Source organism: Oceanobacter sp. 3_MG-2023 (assembly GCF_030688925.1).
Classification (GTDB): domain Bacteria; phylum Pseudomonadota; class Gammaproteobacteria; order Pseudomonadales; family Oceanobacteraceae; genus Oceanobacter.
In genome coordinates this window covers 263,820-283,865 of record NZ_JAUYVX010000002.1, presented here as the reverse complement: position 1 = coordinate 283,865, position 20,046 = coordinate 263,820, and the positions used below count along the sequence as shown (strand labels likewise).

General features: G+C 54.6%; 14 protein-coding genes. 7 read left to right on the top strand and 7 right to left on the bottom strand.

Translation table 11 applies throughout. The features are described from left to right. Positions 1-23: 23 nt before the first annotated feature. The 4 genes from rpiA (at position 24) to ppk1 (ending at position 6,815) form a co-directional block, all read left to right on the top strand. On the top strand, positions 24-698 hold the full coding sequence (gene rpiA, locus Q8W32_RS03185; RefSeq protein WP_303431348.1) for a ribose-5-phosphate isomerase RpiA: 675 nt from the start codon (positions 24-26) through the stop codon (positions 696-698). Continuing rightward, the gene (locus tag Q8W32_RS03180; RefSeq protein ID WP_305413672.1) at positions 698-3,478 is read left to right on the top strand and encodes a YdbH domain-containing protein; all 2,781 of its coding nucleotides are present in this window, start codon (positions 698-700) and stop codon (positions 3,476-3,478) included. The genes rpiA and Q8W32_RS03180 overlap by 1 nt, the downstream gene beginning before the upstream one ends. Positions 3,479-3,695: 217 nt before the next feature. Continuing rightward, positions 3,696-4,706: a porphobilinogen synthase gene (hemB, locus tag Q8W32_RS03175; protein WP_303431346.1), complete on the top strand. Its 1,011-nt coding sequence runs from the start codon at positions 3,696-3,698 to the stop codon at positions 4,704-4,706. A gap of 9 nt (positions 4,707-4,715) precedes the next feature. After that, positions 4,716-6,815: a polyphosphate kinase 1 gene (gene ppk1, locus Q8W32_RS03170; protein WP_303431345.1), complete on the top strand. Its 2,100-nt coding sequence runs from the start codon at positions 4,716-4,718 to the stop codon at positions 6,813-6,815. A gap of 66 nt (positions 6,816-6,881) precedes the next feature. Here ppk1 and ppx read toward each other — a convergent pair whose 3' ends face one another. Further along, entirely contained in the window at positions 6,882-8,393 is a 1,512-nt protein-coding gene (gene ppx / locus Q8W32_RS03165; RefSeq protein ID WP_305413670.1) for an exopolyphosphatase, read from the bottom strand. 160 nt (positions 8,394-8,553) lie between these two features. On the opposite strand from ppx, the gene trxA reads away from it, so the two are divergent. Both trxA and rho read left to right on the top strand, forming a co-directional pair. Beyond that, positions 8,554-8,880, top strand: a complete 327-nt coding sequence (trxA, locus tag Q8W32_RS03160) for a thioredoxin TrxA (protein WP_303431342.1) — start codon at positions 8,554-8,556, stop codon at positions 8,878-8,880. A 185-nt stretch (positions 8,881-9,065) separates the two neighbouring features. Next, positions 9,066-10,328 carry a transcription termination factor Rho gene (gene rho, locus Q8W32_RS03155; RefSeq protein WP_303431341.1) on the top strand — a complete coding sequence of 421 codons (1,263 nt, stop codon included), beginning with the start codon at positions 9,066-9,068 and terminating at the stop codon, positions 10,326-10,328. Positions 10,329-10,498: 170 nt separating this feature from the next. Here rho and rpoH read toward each other — a convergent pair whose 3' ends face one another. From rpoH to ftsY, 4 genes are all read right to left on the bottom strand, one after another. Beyond that, positions 10,499-11,371 carry an RNA polymerase sigma factor RpoH gene (rpoH, locus tag Q8W32_RS03150; RefSeq protein ID WP_303431340.1) on the bottom strand — a complete coding sequence of 291 codons (873 nt, stop codon included), beginning with the start codon at positions 11,369-11,371 and terminating at the stop codon, positions 10,499-10,501. Positions 11,372-11,536: 165 nt separating this feature from the next. Then, positions 11,537-12,571, bottom strand: a complete 1,035-nt coding sequence (ftsX, locus tag Q8W32_RS03145) for a permease-like cell division protein FtsX (protein ID WP_305413667.1) — start codon at positions 12,569-12,571, stop codon at positions 11,537-11,539. Beyond that, a complete protein-coding gene (gene ftsE, locus Q8W32_RS03140) occupies positions 12,552-13,229 on the bottom strand; it encodes a cell division ATP-binding protein FtsE (protein WP_303431395.1) in 678 nt (225 codons plus the stop codon). Before ftsE ends, ftsX begins: the two co-directional genes overlap by 20 nt. A gap of 9 nt (positions 13,230-13,238) precedes the next feature. Continuing rightward, positions 13,239-14,666 carry a signal recognition particle-docking protein FtsY gene (ftsY, locus tag Q8W32_RS03135; RefSeq protein ID WP_305413665.1) on the bottom strand — a complete coding sequence of 476 codons (1,428 nt, stop codon included), beginning with the start codon at positions 14,664-14,666 and terminating at the stop codon, positions 13,239-13,241. A 170-nt stretch (positions 14,667-14,836) separates the two neighbouring features. Between ftsY and rsmD the strand changes: the two genes are divergently transcribed. Continuing rightward, on the top strand, positions 14,837-15,388 hold the full coding sequence (gene rsmD, locus Q8W32_RS03130) for a 16S rRNA (guanine(966)-N(2))-methyltransferase RsmD (RefSeq protein ID WP_305413664.1): 552 nt from the start codon (positions 14,837-14,839) through the stop codon (positions 15,386-15,388). Positions 15,389-15,409: 21 nt separating this feature from the next. Here the strand turns inward: rsmD and parC are convergent, their stop codons facing one another. Together parC and Q8W32_RS03120 are read right to left on the bottom strand one after the other, a co-directional pair. Continuing rightward, complete coding sequence (parC, locus tag Q8W32_RS03125; protein WP_303431335.1) at positions 15,410-17,668, bottom strand: DNA topoisomerase IV subunit A; 2,259 nt, start codon at positions 17,666-17,668, stop codon at positions 15,410-15,412. 55 nt (positions 17,669-17,723) lie between these two features. Further along, the gene (locus Q8W32_RS03120) at positions 17,724-19,577 is read right to left on the bottom strand and encodes a bifunctional diguanylate cyclase/phosphodiesterase (protein ID WP_305413663.1); all 1,854 of its coding nucleotides are present in this window, start codon (positions 19,575-19,577) and stop codon (positions 17,724-17,726) included. Between the last annotated feature and the right edge of the window lie 469 nt (positions 19,578-20,046).

Genomic DNA, 20,046 nt, shown 5'->3' with positions numbered 1-20,046 from the left:
TCATTTGCACATACGGAATCAACATGACTCAAGATGAACTCAAACAAGCCGTCGGTGCCGCCGCGGTGCAATATATTCTGCCTCACCTCGAAGACAGCAGCATTGTCGGCGTAGGCACCGGCTCCACCGCCAACTGCTTTATTGACGCCCTCGCCCAGCACAAGGATCTGTTTGATGGCGCTGTCGCCAGCTCCGATGCTTCAGCCCAACGACTGCGAGATCATGGTATTCCGGTGTATGACCTGAACTCCGCCAATGTCATCGACTACTACATCGATGGTGCCGACGAGATCAATCACCATCTGGAAATGATCAAGGGGGGCGGGGCCGCGCTGACGCGCGAAAAAATCGTTGCCGCCGTTGCCCGTCATTTCATTTGTATTGCCGACCAAAGCAAACTGGTCACCACCCTGGGCGAATTCCCGCTGCCCGTGGAAGTGATTCCCATGGCCCGCTCTTACGTAGCCCGCGAAATCGTCAAACTGGGTGGAGACCCGGTCTACCGGGAAGGCGTGATCACCGACAATGGCGGCCAGATCCTCGACGTCTATAACCTGCGTATCGATGCTGCCATCACACTGGAAAAACAGCTGAACCAGATCACCGGTGTTATCACCAATGGCCTGTTTGCCATGCGCCCGGCCAATACCCTGCTGCTGGGCACCGACAAGGGCGTCCAGACCCTGACTGCGCAGTAATGAGCGCCCAGCACCCGACCGGCTGGCGGACCCTGGGCGCGTGGCTGTGTCGCGGCTTGGCGGCCGTCGGGTTATTGGTTATCTGCCTGCTGATTCTGGTGCTGGTGTCATTACCGGCCTTGGTCAAATCGGCTGCCAACCAGTGGCTGCCCGGCCTGGTGCAGCAAGTGACCGGTATTGAAGTCAGCTGGCATATCAAGACCTTGCAGCTGGATCGGCTCGAACTGGATTACCTGTCAGCCCGGCTCACCGATGGCACCACTCTGGCTTTGCAGGACGCACGCCTGCAATACGACTCCATCGGATTACTGGGCGGCCAGCTGGAGCAACTGCAGATTCACGAATTGAATATTGTGCTCGGCAGTACCAGCACCCAACTGGCGACAGCGCACGCAGACAGCACTGAAGCCGCTGCCCGCGCACAGCTGGAAAGTGAGTGGATCGAGTTACCAGAATTAAGTCAGCTACTGACCACTCTGCCGATCAACGATATAGCCATTGATACTCTGCGCATCGAACATCCCCAATTACACGCCCGACTCAGTGCCCACCTAAACTCACAACGCTGGCAACTGCTCGGACAATTAACCCCTTTTCCTGCCGAGGCAAGCGCAAGCACAAGCAGCGCCGCACCGTGGAACCTGAACCTGCAGTTACTGGCTGACGGCCAGATTCTGGCGCAAATCTCCGACCAGTCGACCCTGCTGGCACACTGGTTTGTCCAGCTGCAACAGGATGACACCACCACCCAGGCTAACGTTCGTCAGGTACTGGTACTGCCGGAGTTATCCCGCCAGGCCTATCGACTCCCCCACGACCTGCGCCAGCTATTCAGCTCCCACCCCGTGTTGTCAGCACTCGAAACACTGGAATCCACTGCCACCCTGTCGGTAAACAACCGGTTTCGTTTTCCTCAAGACCTGCAGGTGGAGTCGACCACCCTTTTAACCATGCGCCCCGGCCAACACCAGCTCAGTCGCGAGCTCCCCGATACAACGATTGAAGCCCTGACTGACACCGGTCACCGCCTCGGCCAATGGCAATTCAGTCTGCAACACCAACAGGATGCCTGGCACAGCCAGCTCAGTGGCCCAGCCATCCATCTGCGCCAACCAGGCCAAAGCGTTCACATATCACCATGGCAGGCGACGATGCAATGTGACCGGTTGCTGACGGACTGCCAGGCCAAGACCCAGCCCGGTATGCACTTCCAGTGGCAAGACCAGGACCAGACCCGCATTGACAGCCAGATCACGGTACCGATGCAGCTGCAGTGGCACAGCCTCAGCACCGCCAGCCACCCCATGCTCTCGGCCCAGATGCAGCTGGCCGCCACCGGCACGCTGAACAGCACCGGCCTGACCAGCGCCTGGGACCTCACCAGTCATCTACAGCTCACCCTTAACCCTACCGGCCCGATTACACTGCAACTGGACAACACCCGGATCAACGCCCAGCCACAGCCGATTGAACAGTGGCAACTGTCTGACCTGCAGCTGCGCCAAAGCGAGCACTTGCTGGCGACCTGGGACACGGATAACAGCACCGCCCCCTTTGCCGCCCTGACGGAGCTGGCGTTCGACCTGTCACCGCTGACGGCCCGACAAGAAGATCGGGTAATCCGTACCGGTGCATCACAGCTCGGCTGCATGCTCGATCTGGCAAAACCACGCTGTCAGTTACGGCTGCTGTTGCGACCATCCCAATGGCAACAGTGGCCCTTGCCCGATGCTCGCCTGACGGCCAACCTTCGCTACCATGTTGCCACCACCCGACTGACCGCCAACCCCGAGCTGCGCCTGGGCAACGGCGAGTTACAATTACGTAGCCAGCTGCAGCACCAGCTCGATTCCGGTATCGGCTCCTGGCAATTCCAGCTACTGGACAGCAGCATCGTCTGGAGCCAGCTGGGGCTGAACAGCATGCCCAACCTGACCGGTGTCGAGATTCTCAGTGGTGAGCTGTCTGGCCAGGGCTGGGTTGACTGGGATCTGGAACAACAGCGCATCCAGCCCGATATCATGTTACGCGGCGACAATATCAGCCTGGTCTACGACAACCGCATCACCCTGGATCGCTGGCAATTCCTGATGGCCATGCGCTCCGACGCAGACCAGCACTATCAGATCAACAGCCAGATCAGTGGCAGCACCCTGAACACTGGCGTCGAGCTGTCCGAACTGCTGGCCCGGGCCGACATCACCCTGCCCCAGGACTTCAGCTGGGCAACGGCCAATGTCCACGAACTGCATACCCGGTTACTGGGTGGCCGGATTTATATTCCAGCCGTGCAATACGACAGCCGCAAAGAGATCAACTCCTTCGGTATTGCCATTGAACAACTGCAGCTGGGCAGTCTGGCCAGGCTGGAACCCAGTGCCGAACTGGATGCCGACGGTCTGCTCGACGGTGCCTTGCCGATTGTCCTGACCCCGCAAGGCCCCAGCATTCCTGCCGGCAATCTGTTTGCCCGCGCTCCCGGTGGCACCATTCGTTATCAGACTGACGCCAGCGAAGCCCTCAAACAAAGCGACCCCAGCGTCGCCCTGGCCATGCAGTTACTGGAAAACTTCCACTTCAAGGAACTCAAATCCGGGGTACGCTACCAACCCGATGGCGCGCTTAACCTCAGTTTGCAGTTTGAAGGCAACAACCCCGATTTTTTTGACGGCCAGGCCACCCACCTCAACGTCAATCTGGAATACAACCTGCTCGATTTGCTCTCGAGCCTGCGGGTCGCCGACGACGTGATCAACCGGCTGGAACAGAAATACCAATAGCTGTTGATCCGGCCACGGTTCCGCTCTGGACACCGGATCAAACCCGACAGGACGGTGGCGGATATTTTGCCGTAAAACCGTCATGTTCTTGCTCTAGGCTGCTGCTCCTTTGATTCAGGTTCAGAATTCCGCGTTGTCCTGCCGGATAATGTCCCCAGCCTTGGCCAAAGCGGGCTACAATCGGACTGATTTTTCACGGGTAACTCAGGAGTACATCATGGCCTTTAACGATTCACAGCGAATGTTCCCAGAAACCCGCATGCGCCGCATGCGTCGGGATGATTTTTCACGCCGCCTGATGCGCGAAACACAGCTGACGACGGATAGCCTGATTTACCCGATGTTTGTTCTCGAAGGTCATCAGGAACGTGAGCCTATTGCTTCCATGCCGGGTATCGAACGCCTGTCCATTGATGAGTTGGTAAAAGAGGTCAAATACCTCTATGACCTGGGCATTCCCTGCATCGACCTGTTTCCCTATACCCCGGCAGATGCCAAGTCTGAACGGGCGGAAGAATCGTTTAACCCCAATGGTCTGATCCAGCGGGCAATCCGTGCCATCAAGGACGCCGTACCAGACATGGGCGTCATGACCGATGTCGCACTCGACCCTTTTACCACCCACGGTCAGGATGGCATTATTGATGGCGATGGTTATGTGCTTAACGACATCACCGTTGAAACCCTGGTGAAACAGGCGCTGTCCCATGCCGAAGCCGGTGCCGATGTTATTTCGCCGTCCGATATGATGGATGGCCGGATTGGTGATATCCGCGCGGCACTGGAAGAAGAGAGCTTTGTGAACACCCGTATCATGGCCTATTCCGCCAAATACGCTTCCGCTTTCTATGGCCCGTTCCGGGACGCCATCGGTTCTTCCGGCAACATAGGCACAGGCAACAAATACACCTATCAGATGGACCCGGCCAACAGTAATGAAGCCCTTCATGAAGTGGCGCTGGATCTGGCAGAAGGGGCCGACATGGTGATGGTCAAACCGGGCATGCCCTATCTTGATATCGTGCGTCGGGTAAAAGATGAATTCCAGGTGCCAACCTTTGTCTATCAGGTCAGTGGTGAATATGCCATGCAGAAAGCAGCGGCTCTTAATGGCTGGCTGGACGATGAAGCCATCATGCTGGAATCGCTGACCTGTATCAAACGAGCCGGTGCCGATGGCATCCTCACCTACTATGCCAAGCAATACGCCGAGTGGATCAACGCTTAAGGAAGCCGAATGAGCGACGTACAGACAACCGAAGCACCTATCGATCTGAGCAGCAGCGAATACTACTTCAATCGTGAATTGAGCCATTTGCAGTTCAATATCCGGGTACTGGAGCAAGCACTGGATGAAAGCCATCCACTGCTTGATCGCCTGTTTTTCCTGTGCATTTTCAGCCGCAACCTGGATGAGTTCTACGAAGTCCGGGTCGCCAACCTGACACAGCAACTCACCTTCGCCCGTGAACAGGCCGGTGCCGATGGCATGCATCCACAGCAGGTTCTGAGTGCGATTCATACCCTGTGCAGCGAAACCGTCGAGCGTCAGTATCGTATTCTCAATGAAACCATTCTGCCGGCGCTGGAGCAGGAAAATGTTCACTTCCAGCGACGCCGGGACTGGACCGAAGAGCAGCGGCTCTGGGTGGAAGAATATTTTCGCGACAGCATTCAGCCACTGGTCAGTCCGATTGGTCTCGATCCTTCTCATCCGTTCCCACGACTGGTCAACAAGAGCCTGAATTTTATTGTGGAGCTGGATGGCAAGGATGCCTTTGGCCGTGAAACCGGCCTGGCGATTATTCCGGCACCACGTTCCCTGCCGCGCATCATCCGGATTCCGGATCATCTCACTAGCGGTGGCGACCACTTTATTTTCCTGTCCTCCATGATTCACGAGCATGCCGCTGAGCTGTTCCCAGGCATGAAGGTCAAAGGCTGTTACCAGTTCCGGGTAACCCGTAACGCGGATCTGGAGATCGACGAAGACGGCACCAACGATCTGGCCTCCGCGCTTGAAGATGAGTTGCACTCCCGTAACTTCGGTGAAGAGATGCGACTGGAAGTGGCCGACAACTGCCCGTCCGAGCTGGTGAACTTCTTGCTGCACAAGTTCAACCTGGCGGCCAACGATCTGTATATGGTGAATGGTCCGGTGAATCTGGGCCGCATGATGGAAGTGATTGGCCAGATCAATCGCCCCGACTTGCAATACACGCCATTCACTCCTGGCCTACCCAAGAACATCAAGTTCAAAAAGAGCATTTTTGAAAGCATGCGCGAACGCGACACGCTGCTCTTACACCCGTTCGAATCCTTTACTCCTGTCGTCGACCTGCTGCGGGAAGCCGCCAAAGATCCTGCGGTACGCGCCATCAAGCAGACGCTGTACCGTACCGGTGCCAAGTCTGAAATTGTTAACGCCCTGGTCGACGCCGCCCGCAGTGGCAAGGAAGTCACGGTTGTAATCGAGCTGCGCGCGCGATTCGACGAAGAAGAAAATCTCTACCTTGCCAACCGCCTGCAAGAAGCCGGAGCGGTGGTGGTGTATGGTGTAGTTGGGTATAAGACCCACGCCAAGATGATGCTGATCGTGCGCAAGGAAGAAGATCGCTACAAACGCTACGTGCATCTGGGAACGGGCAACTATCACGCTGGTAACGCTCGTGCTTACACCGATTACAGCTTCCTCACCAGTAACGATGTGATTGGTGAAGATGTCGCCGCGGTGTTCCAGCAACTGACGGGCATGGGCGCAGCACTGAAAATCAAGAAGCTGTTTCACGCTCCCTTTACCTTGCACAAGAAACTGATCGAACTGGTTGATCGCGAACGCAGCCATGCCGAAGCAGGTCTGCCAGCACTGATTCGCCTGAAAGCCAATGGCTTGACGGAACCCAAGCTGATCCGGGCGCTGTACAAGGCGTCTCAGGCAGGGGTGAAGGTGGAGTTGATTATCCGTGGCATGTGCTGCCTGAGACCGGGAGTACCAGGTGTTTCCGAAAACATTGAAGTGCGCTCCATTATTGGCCGCTTTCTTGAACACACCCGGGTGTATTACTTCCTCAATAATGGCAAGGACGAAGTCTACGCTGCCAGTGCAGACCTGATGGAGCGTAACCTGCTCAACCGGGTTGAAACGGCCTTTCCGATCGAAAGTAACAAACTGAAAGAGCGCGTCAAGTCTGAGCTTGAAGCCTATATGCTCGACAACAGCCAGGCCTGGATCTTACAGTCGGATGGCCGTTACCTGCGCAGCGAGCCAGCAGAGGGCGAAGAAGTTATCCGCGCGCAAAATATCCTGTTGGCGACACTCGCCACAACCTCAAGCTAGCCTTTCAAGCCCGCCTCGGCCGCCAGGCCGAGGCGACTGGTCACCCGTCGTCGATGCTGGCACCGGTTACTCAACCGTCAGTGTCATACCCGCCGCTTTCTGGTAATCCACTTCCGCCATCAAGTCACCCGCCGTCAACGAATGCCCTGCCAGCCAGCCAGCCGGCAGTGTCAGGCTTAGCGAGTCATGGTCACCGGCAATAATCTTCAGTTCCGGCACCGGTACCGGATGTGCTCCCCGGCCATGATTCAGAATCACCGCAATACGTAACAAGCGCGTCAGCTGGATAACAAAAGCCCGGCTTTCCGGAGACAGGGTTGCAAATTCACCCAGATTGAATTTACGTCGGTGACAACGTACCAGGGCCGCCAGTTTGGCTTGCCCTTGGCGGGTAAAGCCCAGCATATCAGCATGCTGCAGCAGATAAGCACCATGTTTATGGAATCCGCTATGCGACAGGCTCAGTCCAATTTCATGCAACTCGGCCCCCCACAACAGCCAGCGCACCTGGCTCTCCTCCAGACCAAGATCCTGGTACACCTGCAGAAACAATGCACGGGCCATATCACTGACTCTGGCGGACTGGGCCTCATCGATATAGAAACGCTCCTGCAAGGAACGCACAGTGCGCTGACGCACATCTTCATGGCTTGAGCGTCCAAACAGATCCCATAGTGCGCCTTCACGCAAAGCGCCGTCGGAATACACCATGTGTTCAATATCGAATGTATCAAAAACAGCGGTCAAGATAGCAAGGCCTCCAATAAAGACCTGCCGACGCTCAACCTTTACACCAGGCAAAACCACATCATCCAGCGTCTCGAACTGCAGCGTTTGTTTGCGCAGCTTTTTTAACGCCTGGCGGGTAATGCCTTCGGTTGACCAGCCAAATTCCACCACGGATTGCTCTACTGCGCGGATCGTACCGGATGAGCCGACAACGTTTTGCCAACCAAGATGCTTGTAGTCGGTTTCAATATGCAGCAATTCCTGACGAGCCGCCGCCACCGCCCGCTCAAACGCGGCTTCGGTAATCTGGCCATCAGCAAAAAAGCGCCGGGTAAACGACACACACCCCATATGCAGGCTTTCCAGCGCCTTGGGTTCGAAGCGTTCACCAATAATAAATTCGGTACTGCCGCCACCAATATCCACCACCAGCCGGTTACCGACATCGTCGGCCAGCGTATGCGCCACACCCAGGTAAATCAGGCGGGCTTCTTCGCGCCCGGCAATCACCTCAATGGGGTAACCCAGCACCGCTTCGGCACGATCGATAAAGTCTTGCCGGTTGCGAGCGGCCCGTAACGCATTGGTGGCCAGTACGGTTACTCTGGTGGAGTCCATACCTTGCAAGTGTTGGCCAAATTCACGCAAACAATCCAGACCACGCTGCTGGGCCTCTTCAGACAACATGAACTCGTCATCCAGGCCTGCAGCCAGCTGAACTTTTTGTCCGCGCCGCTCCAGAGTACGAAATTCACCATGAAATTCGCGGGCGATGACCATATGAAAACTGTTGGAGCCCAGATCAACCGCTGCAATCAATTCGCCTGGCTGGGCTGAGGAATCTGACATAACTCGAAGTCCTGAAACTGTCTTTTTTGAGGGCAGGCCACGAATATGCAACTCACAGGGGCAGGCGTCCAGTAGATCTTTGCGCTATCTCTGCGATTGATTCCCACAGAAGCCCGCGTACAATGACATAAATTATGACCTCAACACGCAAGGGGAAACCATGAGCGATCTCATCACAATGACGAGTGACGACAGTTTTGAAACAGATGTACTGGCCAGCGACCTGCCTGTACTGGTGGATTTTTGGGCTGAATGGTGTGGTCCATGTAAGATGATCGCCCCGGTATTGGAAGAAATTGCTGAAGAGTTCAAAGGCCAGTTAAAAATAGCCAAACTGAATATCGATCAGAATGAAGCCACTGCACCCAAATACGGCATCCGTAGCATCCCGACCCTGATTCTGTTCAAAGGCGGCAACGTCGAAGCCACCAAAATTGGCGCCATGAGCAAATCGGAACTGACAGCATTTATCCAGCAAGCCCTGTAAATGCGACTTGCTTGACACGTCCAACCAACCCAAAAATGGTTCAACATTTTTGGGTTGGTTGGACTGGACACCCCCGGACATTGGGTCTATAGTTTCTGTACGCCTTGGGTTCTCCAAAGTTTTTCTCCTCTTGATATCATTCAAGCTCCGCCCCAACACCCACTAAATTGCATCTATCTGTCCCTATGAATCTTTCCGACCTTAAATTGAAAGCCGTTCCTGAGCTCTTGGCTATCGCCAAGGAAATGAGTCTCGAGAACGTTAGCCGTACCCGCAAACAAGATATTATCTTTGCCATTCTCAAGCATCATGCCAAGGGCGGAGAAGATATTTATGGTGATGGGGTGCTGGAAATCCTGCAAGACGGGTTTGGTTTTTTAAGAAGCTCCAACAGTTCTTATCTTGCCGGCCCTGATGATATCTATGTTTCACCCAGCCAGATTCGACGCTTCAATCTGCGCAAGGGTGACAAGATAGCAGGCAAGATCCGGCCTCCCAAGGATGGCGAACGTTATTTTGCGATGTTGAAAGTCGCTGAGATTAACGACGACAAACCTGAAAACGCCAAATCCAAAATCCTGTTTGAAAACCTCACCCCCCTCTTCCCCGATCATCGTTTCTTCCTTGAACAAGGTAATGGTTCAACCGAAGATCTCTCTTCCCGAGTACTCGATCTGGTAGCACCCATTGGTAAAGGCCAGCGTGGTTTGATTGTCGCGCCACCCAAAGCCGGTAAAACCATGCTGCTGCAAACCATCGCCCAATCCATCACCCGTAACAATCCGGAATGTGATGTGATTGTGCTGCTGATTGATGAGCGGCCGGAAGAAGTAACCGAAATGAAACGTTCGGTACGTGGTGAAGTGGTTGCCTCCACCTTTGATGAGCCACCTGCGCGCCATGTTCAGGTGGCTGAAATGGTGATTGAAAAAGCCAAGCGCCTGGTTGAACACAAACGTGACGTGGTGATCCTGCTGGATTCCATTACCCGTCTGGCACGTGCCTACAACACCGTCGTCCCCAGCTCAGGCAAGGTACTGACCGGTGGTGTCGATGCCAATGCACTGGAAAAACCAAAACGTTTCTTCGGCTCTGCCCGTAACGTGGAAGAAGGTGGTTCCCTGACGATTATCGCCACCGCTCTGGTCGACACCGGCTCCAAAATGGACGAAGTGATCTATGAGGAATTCAAGGGTACCGGTAACCAGGAACTGCACCTCGATCGCAAGATCGCCGAAAAACGCATCTACCCAGCCATCAATATTCGTCGCTCCGGTACGCGCCGTGAGGACATCATGTTTGATGAGTCTTCGCTACAGCGTCTGTGGATTTTGCGTAAACTGCTGACCGAAATGGAAGATGTGCAATCGATTGAATTCTTGCTGGGCAAATTGAGCCAAACCAAGACCAACGATGAGTTCTTCGACTCCATGCGTGGCGGCAAATAATTTGTTACGCCCTTGATGCTTTTTGGCCCTGCCGGACAAAACCGGAACAAGGGTTAAAACAGCCATAAAAAAAGCCACCCGAGCGGTGGCTTTTTTTATGGCTTGAATTTATACCTTGAAACATGAAACAGACTGACGGACCCGGCTGACCCCAGCCAGCAAAACGCAGATCAGATTGCCGGAATCAGGCTACCGCCCATGGCATTCTTGAGCTTTTTCATGGCGTTCTTTTCCAGCTGACGAATACGCTCAGCGGAAACATTGTAAATCGCCGCCAGCTCATGCAGGGTCGCCTTTTCATCGCTCAGCCAACGCTGCTGCAGAATCGCCCGACTGCGGTCATCCAGATCACTCAACGCCGAGCTTAAACGTTCGCTGGCATCCTGCTCATAATTATCGGCTTCGACGGTCAGTGCCGGATCAGCACTTTTATCTTCCAGATAATACGCAGGGGCCTGATAGGCGGAATCATCATCGTCATCGACACCGGCATCAAACGCCGCATCGTAAGCATTCAGCCGGCCTTCCATCTCGAATACCGTACGGGTTTCAACCCCCAGATCGGCAGCGATGGATTTGGCTTCTGCCTGGCTCAACCAACCCAGACGCTTCTTCTGGCTACGCAGATTAAAAAACAGTTTGCGTTGTGACTTGGTGGTAGCCACTTTGACGATACGCCAGTTACGCAGGATAAATTCGTGAATTTCGGCCTTGATCCAGTGCACCGCAAATGACACCAAACGCACACCCACTTCCGGGTTAAAACGTTTGACGGCCTTCATCAGACCAACATTACCTTCCTGGATCAGATCGGACTGGTTCAGCCCATAGCCGGAATAGCTGCGGGCAATGTGAACAACGAAGCGCAAGTGAGCCATAACCAGTCGACGCGCCGCTTCCAGATCTTCCTGGTAGTGCAGGCGGTTGGCCAGCTCTCGCTCTTCTTCAACACTCAGAATAGGAATCGCATTAACCGTTGAAATGTATGCCTCGAGATTGGCTCCCGGGGACAGTGCATCGACGGCTTGCAAGCCTTTGTTCATTACATACTCCATTAGCGACAAGGTAGCGAATTGCTCCACCGCATAAACTGTGGCGAGGTTCGCTACAGAATCTGAATTTCAGGGTCAGTGTAGCACCCGGATTCTCCGACATCCAAGGCAGCACTGAGTTCCATTACAGCAACAATAACGGCATAAGTCACACTATCAGGGTTCTATTTCATGCAGATGGCGGCTTACAGACCACCAGGCACCTAACCAACCCAGCAACATCGCGCCAGACAACAAGACCAGAGCGGCATTGGCGGACAAGGGTTGCAGCTCAAAGGCAGAGCCATACAGGGCGGACAGTTCTGCCACCGGTTGTTTCAGCAACAGCCAGCAACCAATCAACATCAGCCAGGCCAGCAGTCCGCCCACCATGCCGTACCACAAGCCGGTATACAAAAAAGGCCGACGCACATAGGCGTCTGTGCCCCCCACCAGCTTGATCACCCGGATTTCATCCACCCGCGCGGCAATGGACAAGCGAATGGTGTTACCGACCACCAGCAAGATAGCCAAGGCCAGCATCACCCCCAACACCCAGATCAAGCGTTCGCCCAATGCAATGATGGCCCGTAACCGCTCCAGCCAGGCCATATCCAGCTGTGCGCTATCGACGATATGGAAAGAGGTCAGCTGCTGCAGCAACTGTTGCAAGCGCTCCGCAGTCAGCCCCAACGGCGGCTCTACCAGAATCACCGCAGGCAACGGGTTTTCCGCCAACATGGCCAACGCATCCGCCAGGCCGCTGGCGGCACTGAATTGCGCCAGTGCCTGCTCGGCGCTGATGTATTCGGTGTCGACCACATCTTCCAGCCCTTCGATACGTTGCAGTAATGTCTGCCCTGCAGCCACACTGGCTTCTTGCTGTAAATACAGGGTAATACGGCCGGACTGCTGAAAATTTCCACTCAGCTGCTCAATATTGGTCAGAGACATCCACAATGCCCCCGGTAACGTCAAGGCAATGGCAACCACCAGCCAGGTCAACAGGCTCGATGCCGGTCGTGCCAGCAAGGTCAGCAAGGTCTCTACCGCCACAAGCTGGTTATGAGCCAGCCAGGCGGTCGCCCGATGAACAAAACCAATACTTTGTGCCGAGGCTCCTGACGACGCTGAACGCGTGGGCTGAGCCGCAGATGCGGCGGAACGCGACGCCGCAACGGCGCCCCGTTTTTTATCCGGAGTGGTCGACATGCAAATCGCCTCCCATCTGACCATGATCAAGAATCAGGCGACGCTTGCCCATACGTTCAATCAGGGCAATATCGTGGGTGGCGATCAATACGGTGACCCCCACTTGCTGAAAGCGTACAAACAAATCCATGATTTCTGCTGACAGTTCCGGGTCAAGATTACCGGTTGGCTCATCAGCCAACAGCAGAGGGGGTTTGTTGACCACGGCGCGGGCAATACCCACCCGTTGCTGCTCTCCTCCAGACAATTCCACCGGATTGCGGCCTTCCAGATGCAGCAAGCCAACGGAATCCAGCGCTGCCCGTACCCGTCGGGCACAATCCAGTGGTGAATACCCGGCAATCTGCAGCGGCAACGCGACGTTATCGAATACCGGACGATCAAACAGTAATTGGTGATTCTGGAATACCACGCCGACCTTACGGCGGTGATAAGGCACCTGTCCGGCCCGCAAGCGGTTCAGGTTCTGGCCATCCACAAACACCTGTCCCCGGGAGGGCCGCTCCATCAGCATCATCAGCTTCAGCAGTGTGCTTTTACCAGCGCCACTGTGACCGGTCAGGAAAGCCAGCTCACCCCGTTCCAGCTCAAAGCTGACGCCACTGAGCGCTTCCTTGCCCCCGGCGTAGCGTTTGCCCACCTGGTCAAAGCGAACCATGCTCATCGCTCAGTCTCCGCTGTTGTCGCGCTGGAACAGAGCATCGATAAATTGACCGGCATGAAACGGACGTAAGTCTTCAATGCCTTCACCGACACCAATAAACCGCACCGGAATACCAAACTGTTTCGCCAGTGCAAAAATCACCCCACCCTTGGCAGTGCCGTCCAGCTTGGTCAGCGTCAGGCCGGTCACGCCGACGGACTGCAGGAATTGCCGGGTCTGGTTGATGGCATTCTGGCCAGTACCGGCATCCAGCACCAGCATGACTTCGTGAGGGGCTGCCGGATCAAGTTTTTTCATCACCCGAACCACTTTTTCCAGCTCTTGCATCAGATTGTCCTTGTTGTGCAGACGTCCGGCAGTATCGGCAATCAGCACATCGACCTTACGGCTTTGCGCCGCCTGCAGCGCATCAAAAATCACTGAGGCGGAATCGGCTCCGGTATGTTGGGCAATCACCGGTACGTCGTTACGTTCACCCCATACCTGCAGTTGCTCAACCGCCGCGGCCCGGAAGGTATCGCCTGCAGCCAGCATCACGCTCTTGCCTTCACTCTGGAATTGGCGAGCCAATTTGCCAATCGTGGTGGTTTTACCCACACCATTGATACCCACCATCAGGATGACATAGGGTGCCGCCTGCGCCGTCACCAGCAGTGGTGCTTCCACTGGGGATAGTGCGCTTTTTAATTCATCAATCAGGGCGTCGTACAACGCGTCGGAATCTTTCAGTTCCTTGCGGCTTACGCGGTCGGTCAGTCGCGACATGATATCTGCGGTGGCCTCTACACCAACATCCGCCATAATCAGCTGGGTTTCCAGCTCTTCCATCAGGTCGTCATCAATGGCTTTTTTGCCCAACAGCAAGTTCGCCAGCCCATCGGTCAGACTGCTGCGGGTGCGGCTGAGGCCAGCCTTGATGCGGGCGAAAAAGCCGGGTTTTGAGACTTTTTCTGGTGCTGCCGGTGTGGCTGGGGCGATGGGTTCGGAGTCGGGTTCAGGGGTTATATCCACGACTGGCTCGATGGATGCTTCCACGACCGGTTCAGGTTCAAGAGCATCGTCAACAAGGCCGTCAACCTGGGCGTCAACAGGAATATGAACAGCAGGCTCCTCAGCCGCTGCCAAACCAGAGTCTGAGGCAAGATCGTTTGTTATCGGCGCTGCTTCATCCAGAGTATCTTCCAGCTCGGGAAAGGCAGACATCCCGGATGGGCTGTTATCCTCGACAGCCCAAATCGGTGGATGGTCAAGGTCATCCGATTCAATCGCATCGGTAGCGTCTACCTGTGGGGCATCGACCACACCGGCATCACTCTCTGGTCCGGCCTCTGCCGGGTCGGTTGTTACATCAGCACTGACTACCGCATCGGTCTCTGCCGGTGATTCGGTGGCTGGCTGGTTTTTCTTTTTGCGCTTAAAAAACTTAAACATGGCGTTCACTGTCAGCGTGGCTGGGAGAATATGCCGGAAACGGCTGAAATAGGCGGCTATGCTACCACTATTCCTGTCTTTTGGATGTCCCGGGTTGCAAGTCCGATGTCGACATTCGGGCTGCGCTTGATACCATCCGCCGATACCCATGGTTATTGATGAGATTCTGCGTGAGTAAGTTACCAACCCAACAACTGAGAATTATTGGTGGCGAATGGCGCTCCCGTCGACTGCGCTTTGTTGCGGTTGATGGTTTGCGTCCAACCATGGACCGGGTTCGTGAAACCATTTTTAACTGGCTACAGTTTGATGTCGAAGGCGCGCGGGTGCTGGATGCCTTTGCTGGCAGTGGTGCACTTGGTATCGAGGCGCTGTCTCGCGGAGCACGGGAGGTGGTATTTCTGGAAAAGCACCCCAAGGTTGCGCTACAGATAAAGGATAATCTCAGCGTATTAAACGCCCTGAATGCCCAGGTGTGGGCCGGTGATGCCCTGGCCTGGTTGCAACAAAACCCACAGCCTTTTGATCTGGTTTTCCTTGATCCGCCGTTTGGCAAGCAGCTACTGCAACCAGCGATTGATGCGCTGACGTTATTACCTGGCACCCTGGTCTATATCGAGCATGAAGCAGCGCTGCAACCAACCTGGCCCAGCCATTGGCAGGAACGCAAAAGCAAAACCACCAAGGAGTTCTGCTTTCGGTTGTTTATTGTCAGCGACTGATTCGATTACTGACGATTGCTGTCAGTCCTGTGGCGACAGCAGTTCCAGTCGGTCAACGTTCTGGAAGCCGCGCGGCAGCTTGTTGCCTCGCCGTCCCCGCTCACCGAAATAATGCTCCAGGTCGCTGAATTTCATTTTCAGATGACGCTTGCCGGAGTAAACCAGCAAGGTATCGGTTGTTTGCAATGCCTGGACCGATACCATCAGCTCCACACCTTCGGCCGCACTGGCAGCGCTGATATTAATCATCCGGTTGCCTTTGCCCTTGCTCAAGCGAGGCAGGTCGGCAGCCGGGAATACCAGCATACGGCCTTCGTTGGTCACCACGGCAATCCAGACCTCATCGCCGGCAGGCAATACACTTGGTGCCAATACCCGGGCATTGGCGGGCAAGGTGATCAGCGCCTTGCCCGCCTTGTTTTTGCTTTGCATATCCGCGAAGCGGGTAATAAAACCATAACCGGCGTCACTGCAGAGCAAGTATTCGCTGCTGTCTTGCCCCATGAGCATATGCTCAAACGTCGCCCCCGGGGGAGGATTCAAATGGCCGGTCAGTGGCTCTCCCTGACCGCGGGCACCAGGCAAGGTGTGAGCAATCAGGCTATAACTGCGGCCGGTATCATCCAGGAACACCACCGGCTCATTACTCTTGCCTGGCGTGGCCTGCAAAAAGGCATCCCCAGCCTTGTAGCTCAGCTTTGCCGCATCCACATCATGGCCTTTGGCCGCTCGTATCCAGCCTTTTTGTGACAACACCACGGTGATCGGATCAGCGCTCAGTAATTCGGTCTCGGTCAATGCCCTGGCTTCGGCCCGTACAACCAGTGGTGAACGGCGATCGTCACCGTATCGCTCGGCATCGGCACTGATTTCTTTCTTGATCAGGGTTTTCAGGCGCCGTTCGGAACCCAGGGTTTTTTCCAGATACTGGCGTTCTTTTTCCAGTTCATCTTGCTCTCCCCGAATGTTCATTTCTTCGAGTTTGGCCAGATGCCGCAGTTTTAATTCCAGAATGGCTTCGGCCTGCTTGTCGGAAATACCAAAACGCGCCATCAGCGCCGGTTTCGGCTGGTCTTCCTCACGGATAATCTCGATCACTTCGTCGATATTTAAAAAAGCGACCAACAAGCCTTCAAGGATGTGTAAACGGGCCAGCACCTTGTCGAGCCGGAACTGGAGACGGCGGCGCACGGTGTCGGTTCGGTAGGTCAGCCATTCGCTCAACATGGTGATCAGGTTTTTTACCTGCGGCCGTCCATCCAGACCAATCACATTCATATTGACGCGGTAGTTACGCTCCAGATCGGTGGTCGCAAACAGGTGAGTCATCAGCGCATCGGCCTCGACCTTGCGGGTGCGCGGTACAATCACCAGCCGGGTCGGGTTTTCATGATCAGACTCATCACGCAAGTCGGCAACCATCGGCAGTTTTTTGGCCTGCATCTGGGCGGCAATCTGTTCCATGATTTTGGAGCCGGATGCCTGGTGTGGCAAAGCGGTAATGACAATATCACCGTCTTCACGGGTGTAGACCGCTCGCATCTTGATACTGCCACGCCCACTGTGATAGAGCTTCTGCAGCTCCTCCCGAGGGGTGATGATTTCCGCTTCGGTCGGAAAATCCGGCCCTTGAACCAGCTGACAGATATCGTCACTGGTGGCCCCCGGATGATCCAGCAAATGAATACAGGCACTGGCAACTTCACGAATATTATGTGGCGGAATATCCGTGGCCATCCCCACAGCAATACCGGTGGTGCCATTCAACAAAACATGGGGCAAACGAGCTGGCAAGGTGGTGGGTTCGTCCAGTGTGCCGTCAAAATTGGGTTGCCAGTTGACGGTCCCCTGTCCCAACTCGGACAACAGCACATCGGCAAAGGCCGATAATTTGGCTTCGGTATAACGCATGGCCGCGAAGGATTTGGGGTCGTCCGGAGCTCCCCAGTTGCCCTGGCCATCCACCAGAGGGTAACGATAGGAAAAGGGCTGAGCCATCAGGACCATCGCTTCATAACAAGCGCTGTCACCATGGGGATGGTATTTGCCGAGCACATCCCCCACGGTCCGGGCGGACTTTTTGTACTTGGCCGTGGCTTTCAGGCCCAGTTCGCTCATGGCATAGATAATACGACGCTGTACCGGTTTGAGTCCGTCTCCTACGTGAGGCAAGGCACGATCTAGGATGACGTACATGGAATAATTCAGGTAAGCGTTCTCGGTGTACTGGCGTAGAGACTGGCGTTCTACGCCATCATCGGTATAGCTGATTTGCGTCATTGGTATCGGATACGGCTGGATTCAAGTGGACTGATTGTGACTGAGGCCCATCAGATCAGCAATCATTCTCCGTGGTCATGCTGTCGTTTTCTGCCGCAGCCGGGGTAACACAAGCGCTGGTGTCGTCACGGTAGCGAGCCAGAAAGTCGTCCCCGGACAATGGCTGACTAAACAAAAAGCCCTGCACCCAGTCGCAACCCAGGCGCTGCAGTATCGCTGCTTGTGGCTGCGATTCAATGCCTTCAGCCACCACATGCAGGCCCAGGCTTTTGGCCATCAGGATAATCGCCCGAACGATTTCATAATCATTGATATCGTCGTTGATATTACGCACAAAGGATTGGTCGATTTTCAGTACCGTCACAGGCATCGATTTCAGTTTGCTCAGTGAAGAATAACCCGTACCAAAATCATCGATCGAAAACTCGACTCCCTGATTACACAACAGGGTGATTTGGCGGCTGACTTCAGTAATGCTGCTCATGATGGCCGTTTCGGTAATTTCCAGCTCCAGCCAGGCGGGGTTGAATGACATGGCATTCATCGATGCCATTAGCCGGTCGGCAAATCCGCTGTTGATCTGAATGGCAGACACATTGATGGCTATCTTTTCCAGCCACAGGCCTTGCTCGCGCCAGTCCAGAAATTGTCGGCAGGCTTGTTCCACCGCCCACTGTCCCATATCGTGAATCTGACCCGTGGTTTCCGCCATCGGGATAAATTCCAGCGGCGAGACACTGCCCAGCCGTGGATGCCGCCACCGCATCAATGCCTCAACCCGTCGTGGCTGTTTGTCCCCAAAACGGAATTGTGGCTGATACATCATCTCCAGCTGACCCAGATCGACAGCCTCACGCAAATCGTGATCCAGCACCGAGCGCTCGTTCAGGGTTTCCAGCATGAATGCTTCATAGAAGCACAATGCCTTGTGTCCTTGGGATTTGGCCTGATGCAAGGCGGCGTCAGCATGGCGAACCAGGATGTCAAACTCATCGCCATCCTGTGGAAAACAGCTGATACCCACATGGCTGGAAAGTGACAGAGTATGGCCATTAAGTTCATAAGGTTCTGCAATCACAGCCAACAACTGCGTCGCCTTGGCGACCAGGTTATCGTGACCGCCAAACTCTGGCAGTACGAGCAGAAATTCATCTCCGCCCATACGGGCACAAAGATCGGAATCTCTCAGATTGCTGCTAAAACGGCGCGCCACGTCCTGCAACAACAAATTACCGATATTGTAACCAAAGGTGTCATTGATCCCTTTCAAGCGGTCGAGATCAAAAAGCAGCAGCGCCAGGCTCCCTCCCTGACGCCGCGCCAGACGTAAGGCATAGTCAGCTTTTTTCGACAACAGCGTATGGTTAGGGAGGCCGGTAAGCGCATCATGATGCGCAACAAATTCCAGATTATTCTGAATCTTGCGCAGCTCGGTCACATCGCGGCTGACACCAAGCACCCCCAGACAGTGCCCTTGCGCATCAAAGAGCGGTGACTTGCTGATTTCCATCAACACTCGCTCTCCTCTGGATGACGTTACCCATTGCTCTCGGCGGTAGCGACAGCCCTGGTCAGACACTTCATCATCAGCGCACTGGCATTCCCAGGCCGGGTCACCATCAAACAGCTCAATATCTGTTTTGCCTAGCAAGTCGGTCCCGATGGCTCCCATTGCCCGCTCGTTGGCATAACGGTATACGCCATCACGGTCTTTAAAAAAAATACCATCGGGCAGGCCATCAAAGATGGCTTGTAATACGCCACTGTGCTGCTGCAAATGCAACCGGTTAGAGTGCATCATCCAGGCTCGACAAATCGTCAAAACCACCACCACCAACACCCAGAAAACCAGCCAGTAACGAACTTCAGTGCCATCCATAAAAGGCATAAGCAGAAGCGCTGTCACCATCGGCAACAGCATCAGCGAATGATAACTTTTCAGCCAGTCGAAATGACCTGCCCTACGAGATGAGGTGAAATGCATCCATTGTCCCGCTAAAGAAGTCTGTAAAACCGATTCCTGTCGGAACCCTGTGAAGGCATCATATCCTGCATAGTGTTAACTTATGTAACTCTATCTCCCCAATTGACCGGTTAGCGAACTGTGATCAGAATGTCAGCAGTCGCCTGTCAGCTGCCTGAAACATCGAAGTAACCAGAAAAATTCCCTTGATCAAATCGGAATCAATTCACAATCTGTAAATTTTTTTTATCCTGACGGTGGTTACAAACGCCGGGGAAAGTGCGGATAACAGGCAACTTTATTGCTTATATTCAACATGCTTGGTCGATTTGCTAACAATCCAAAGGCACAGTATTAGCAAGAAGCCTCGGTCTGAATAGGGCTCAATGATGATTGAGCCATATCTTCCCTGCAG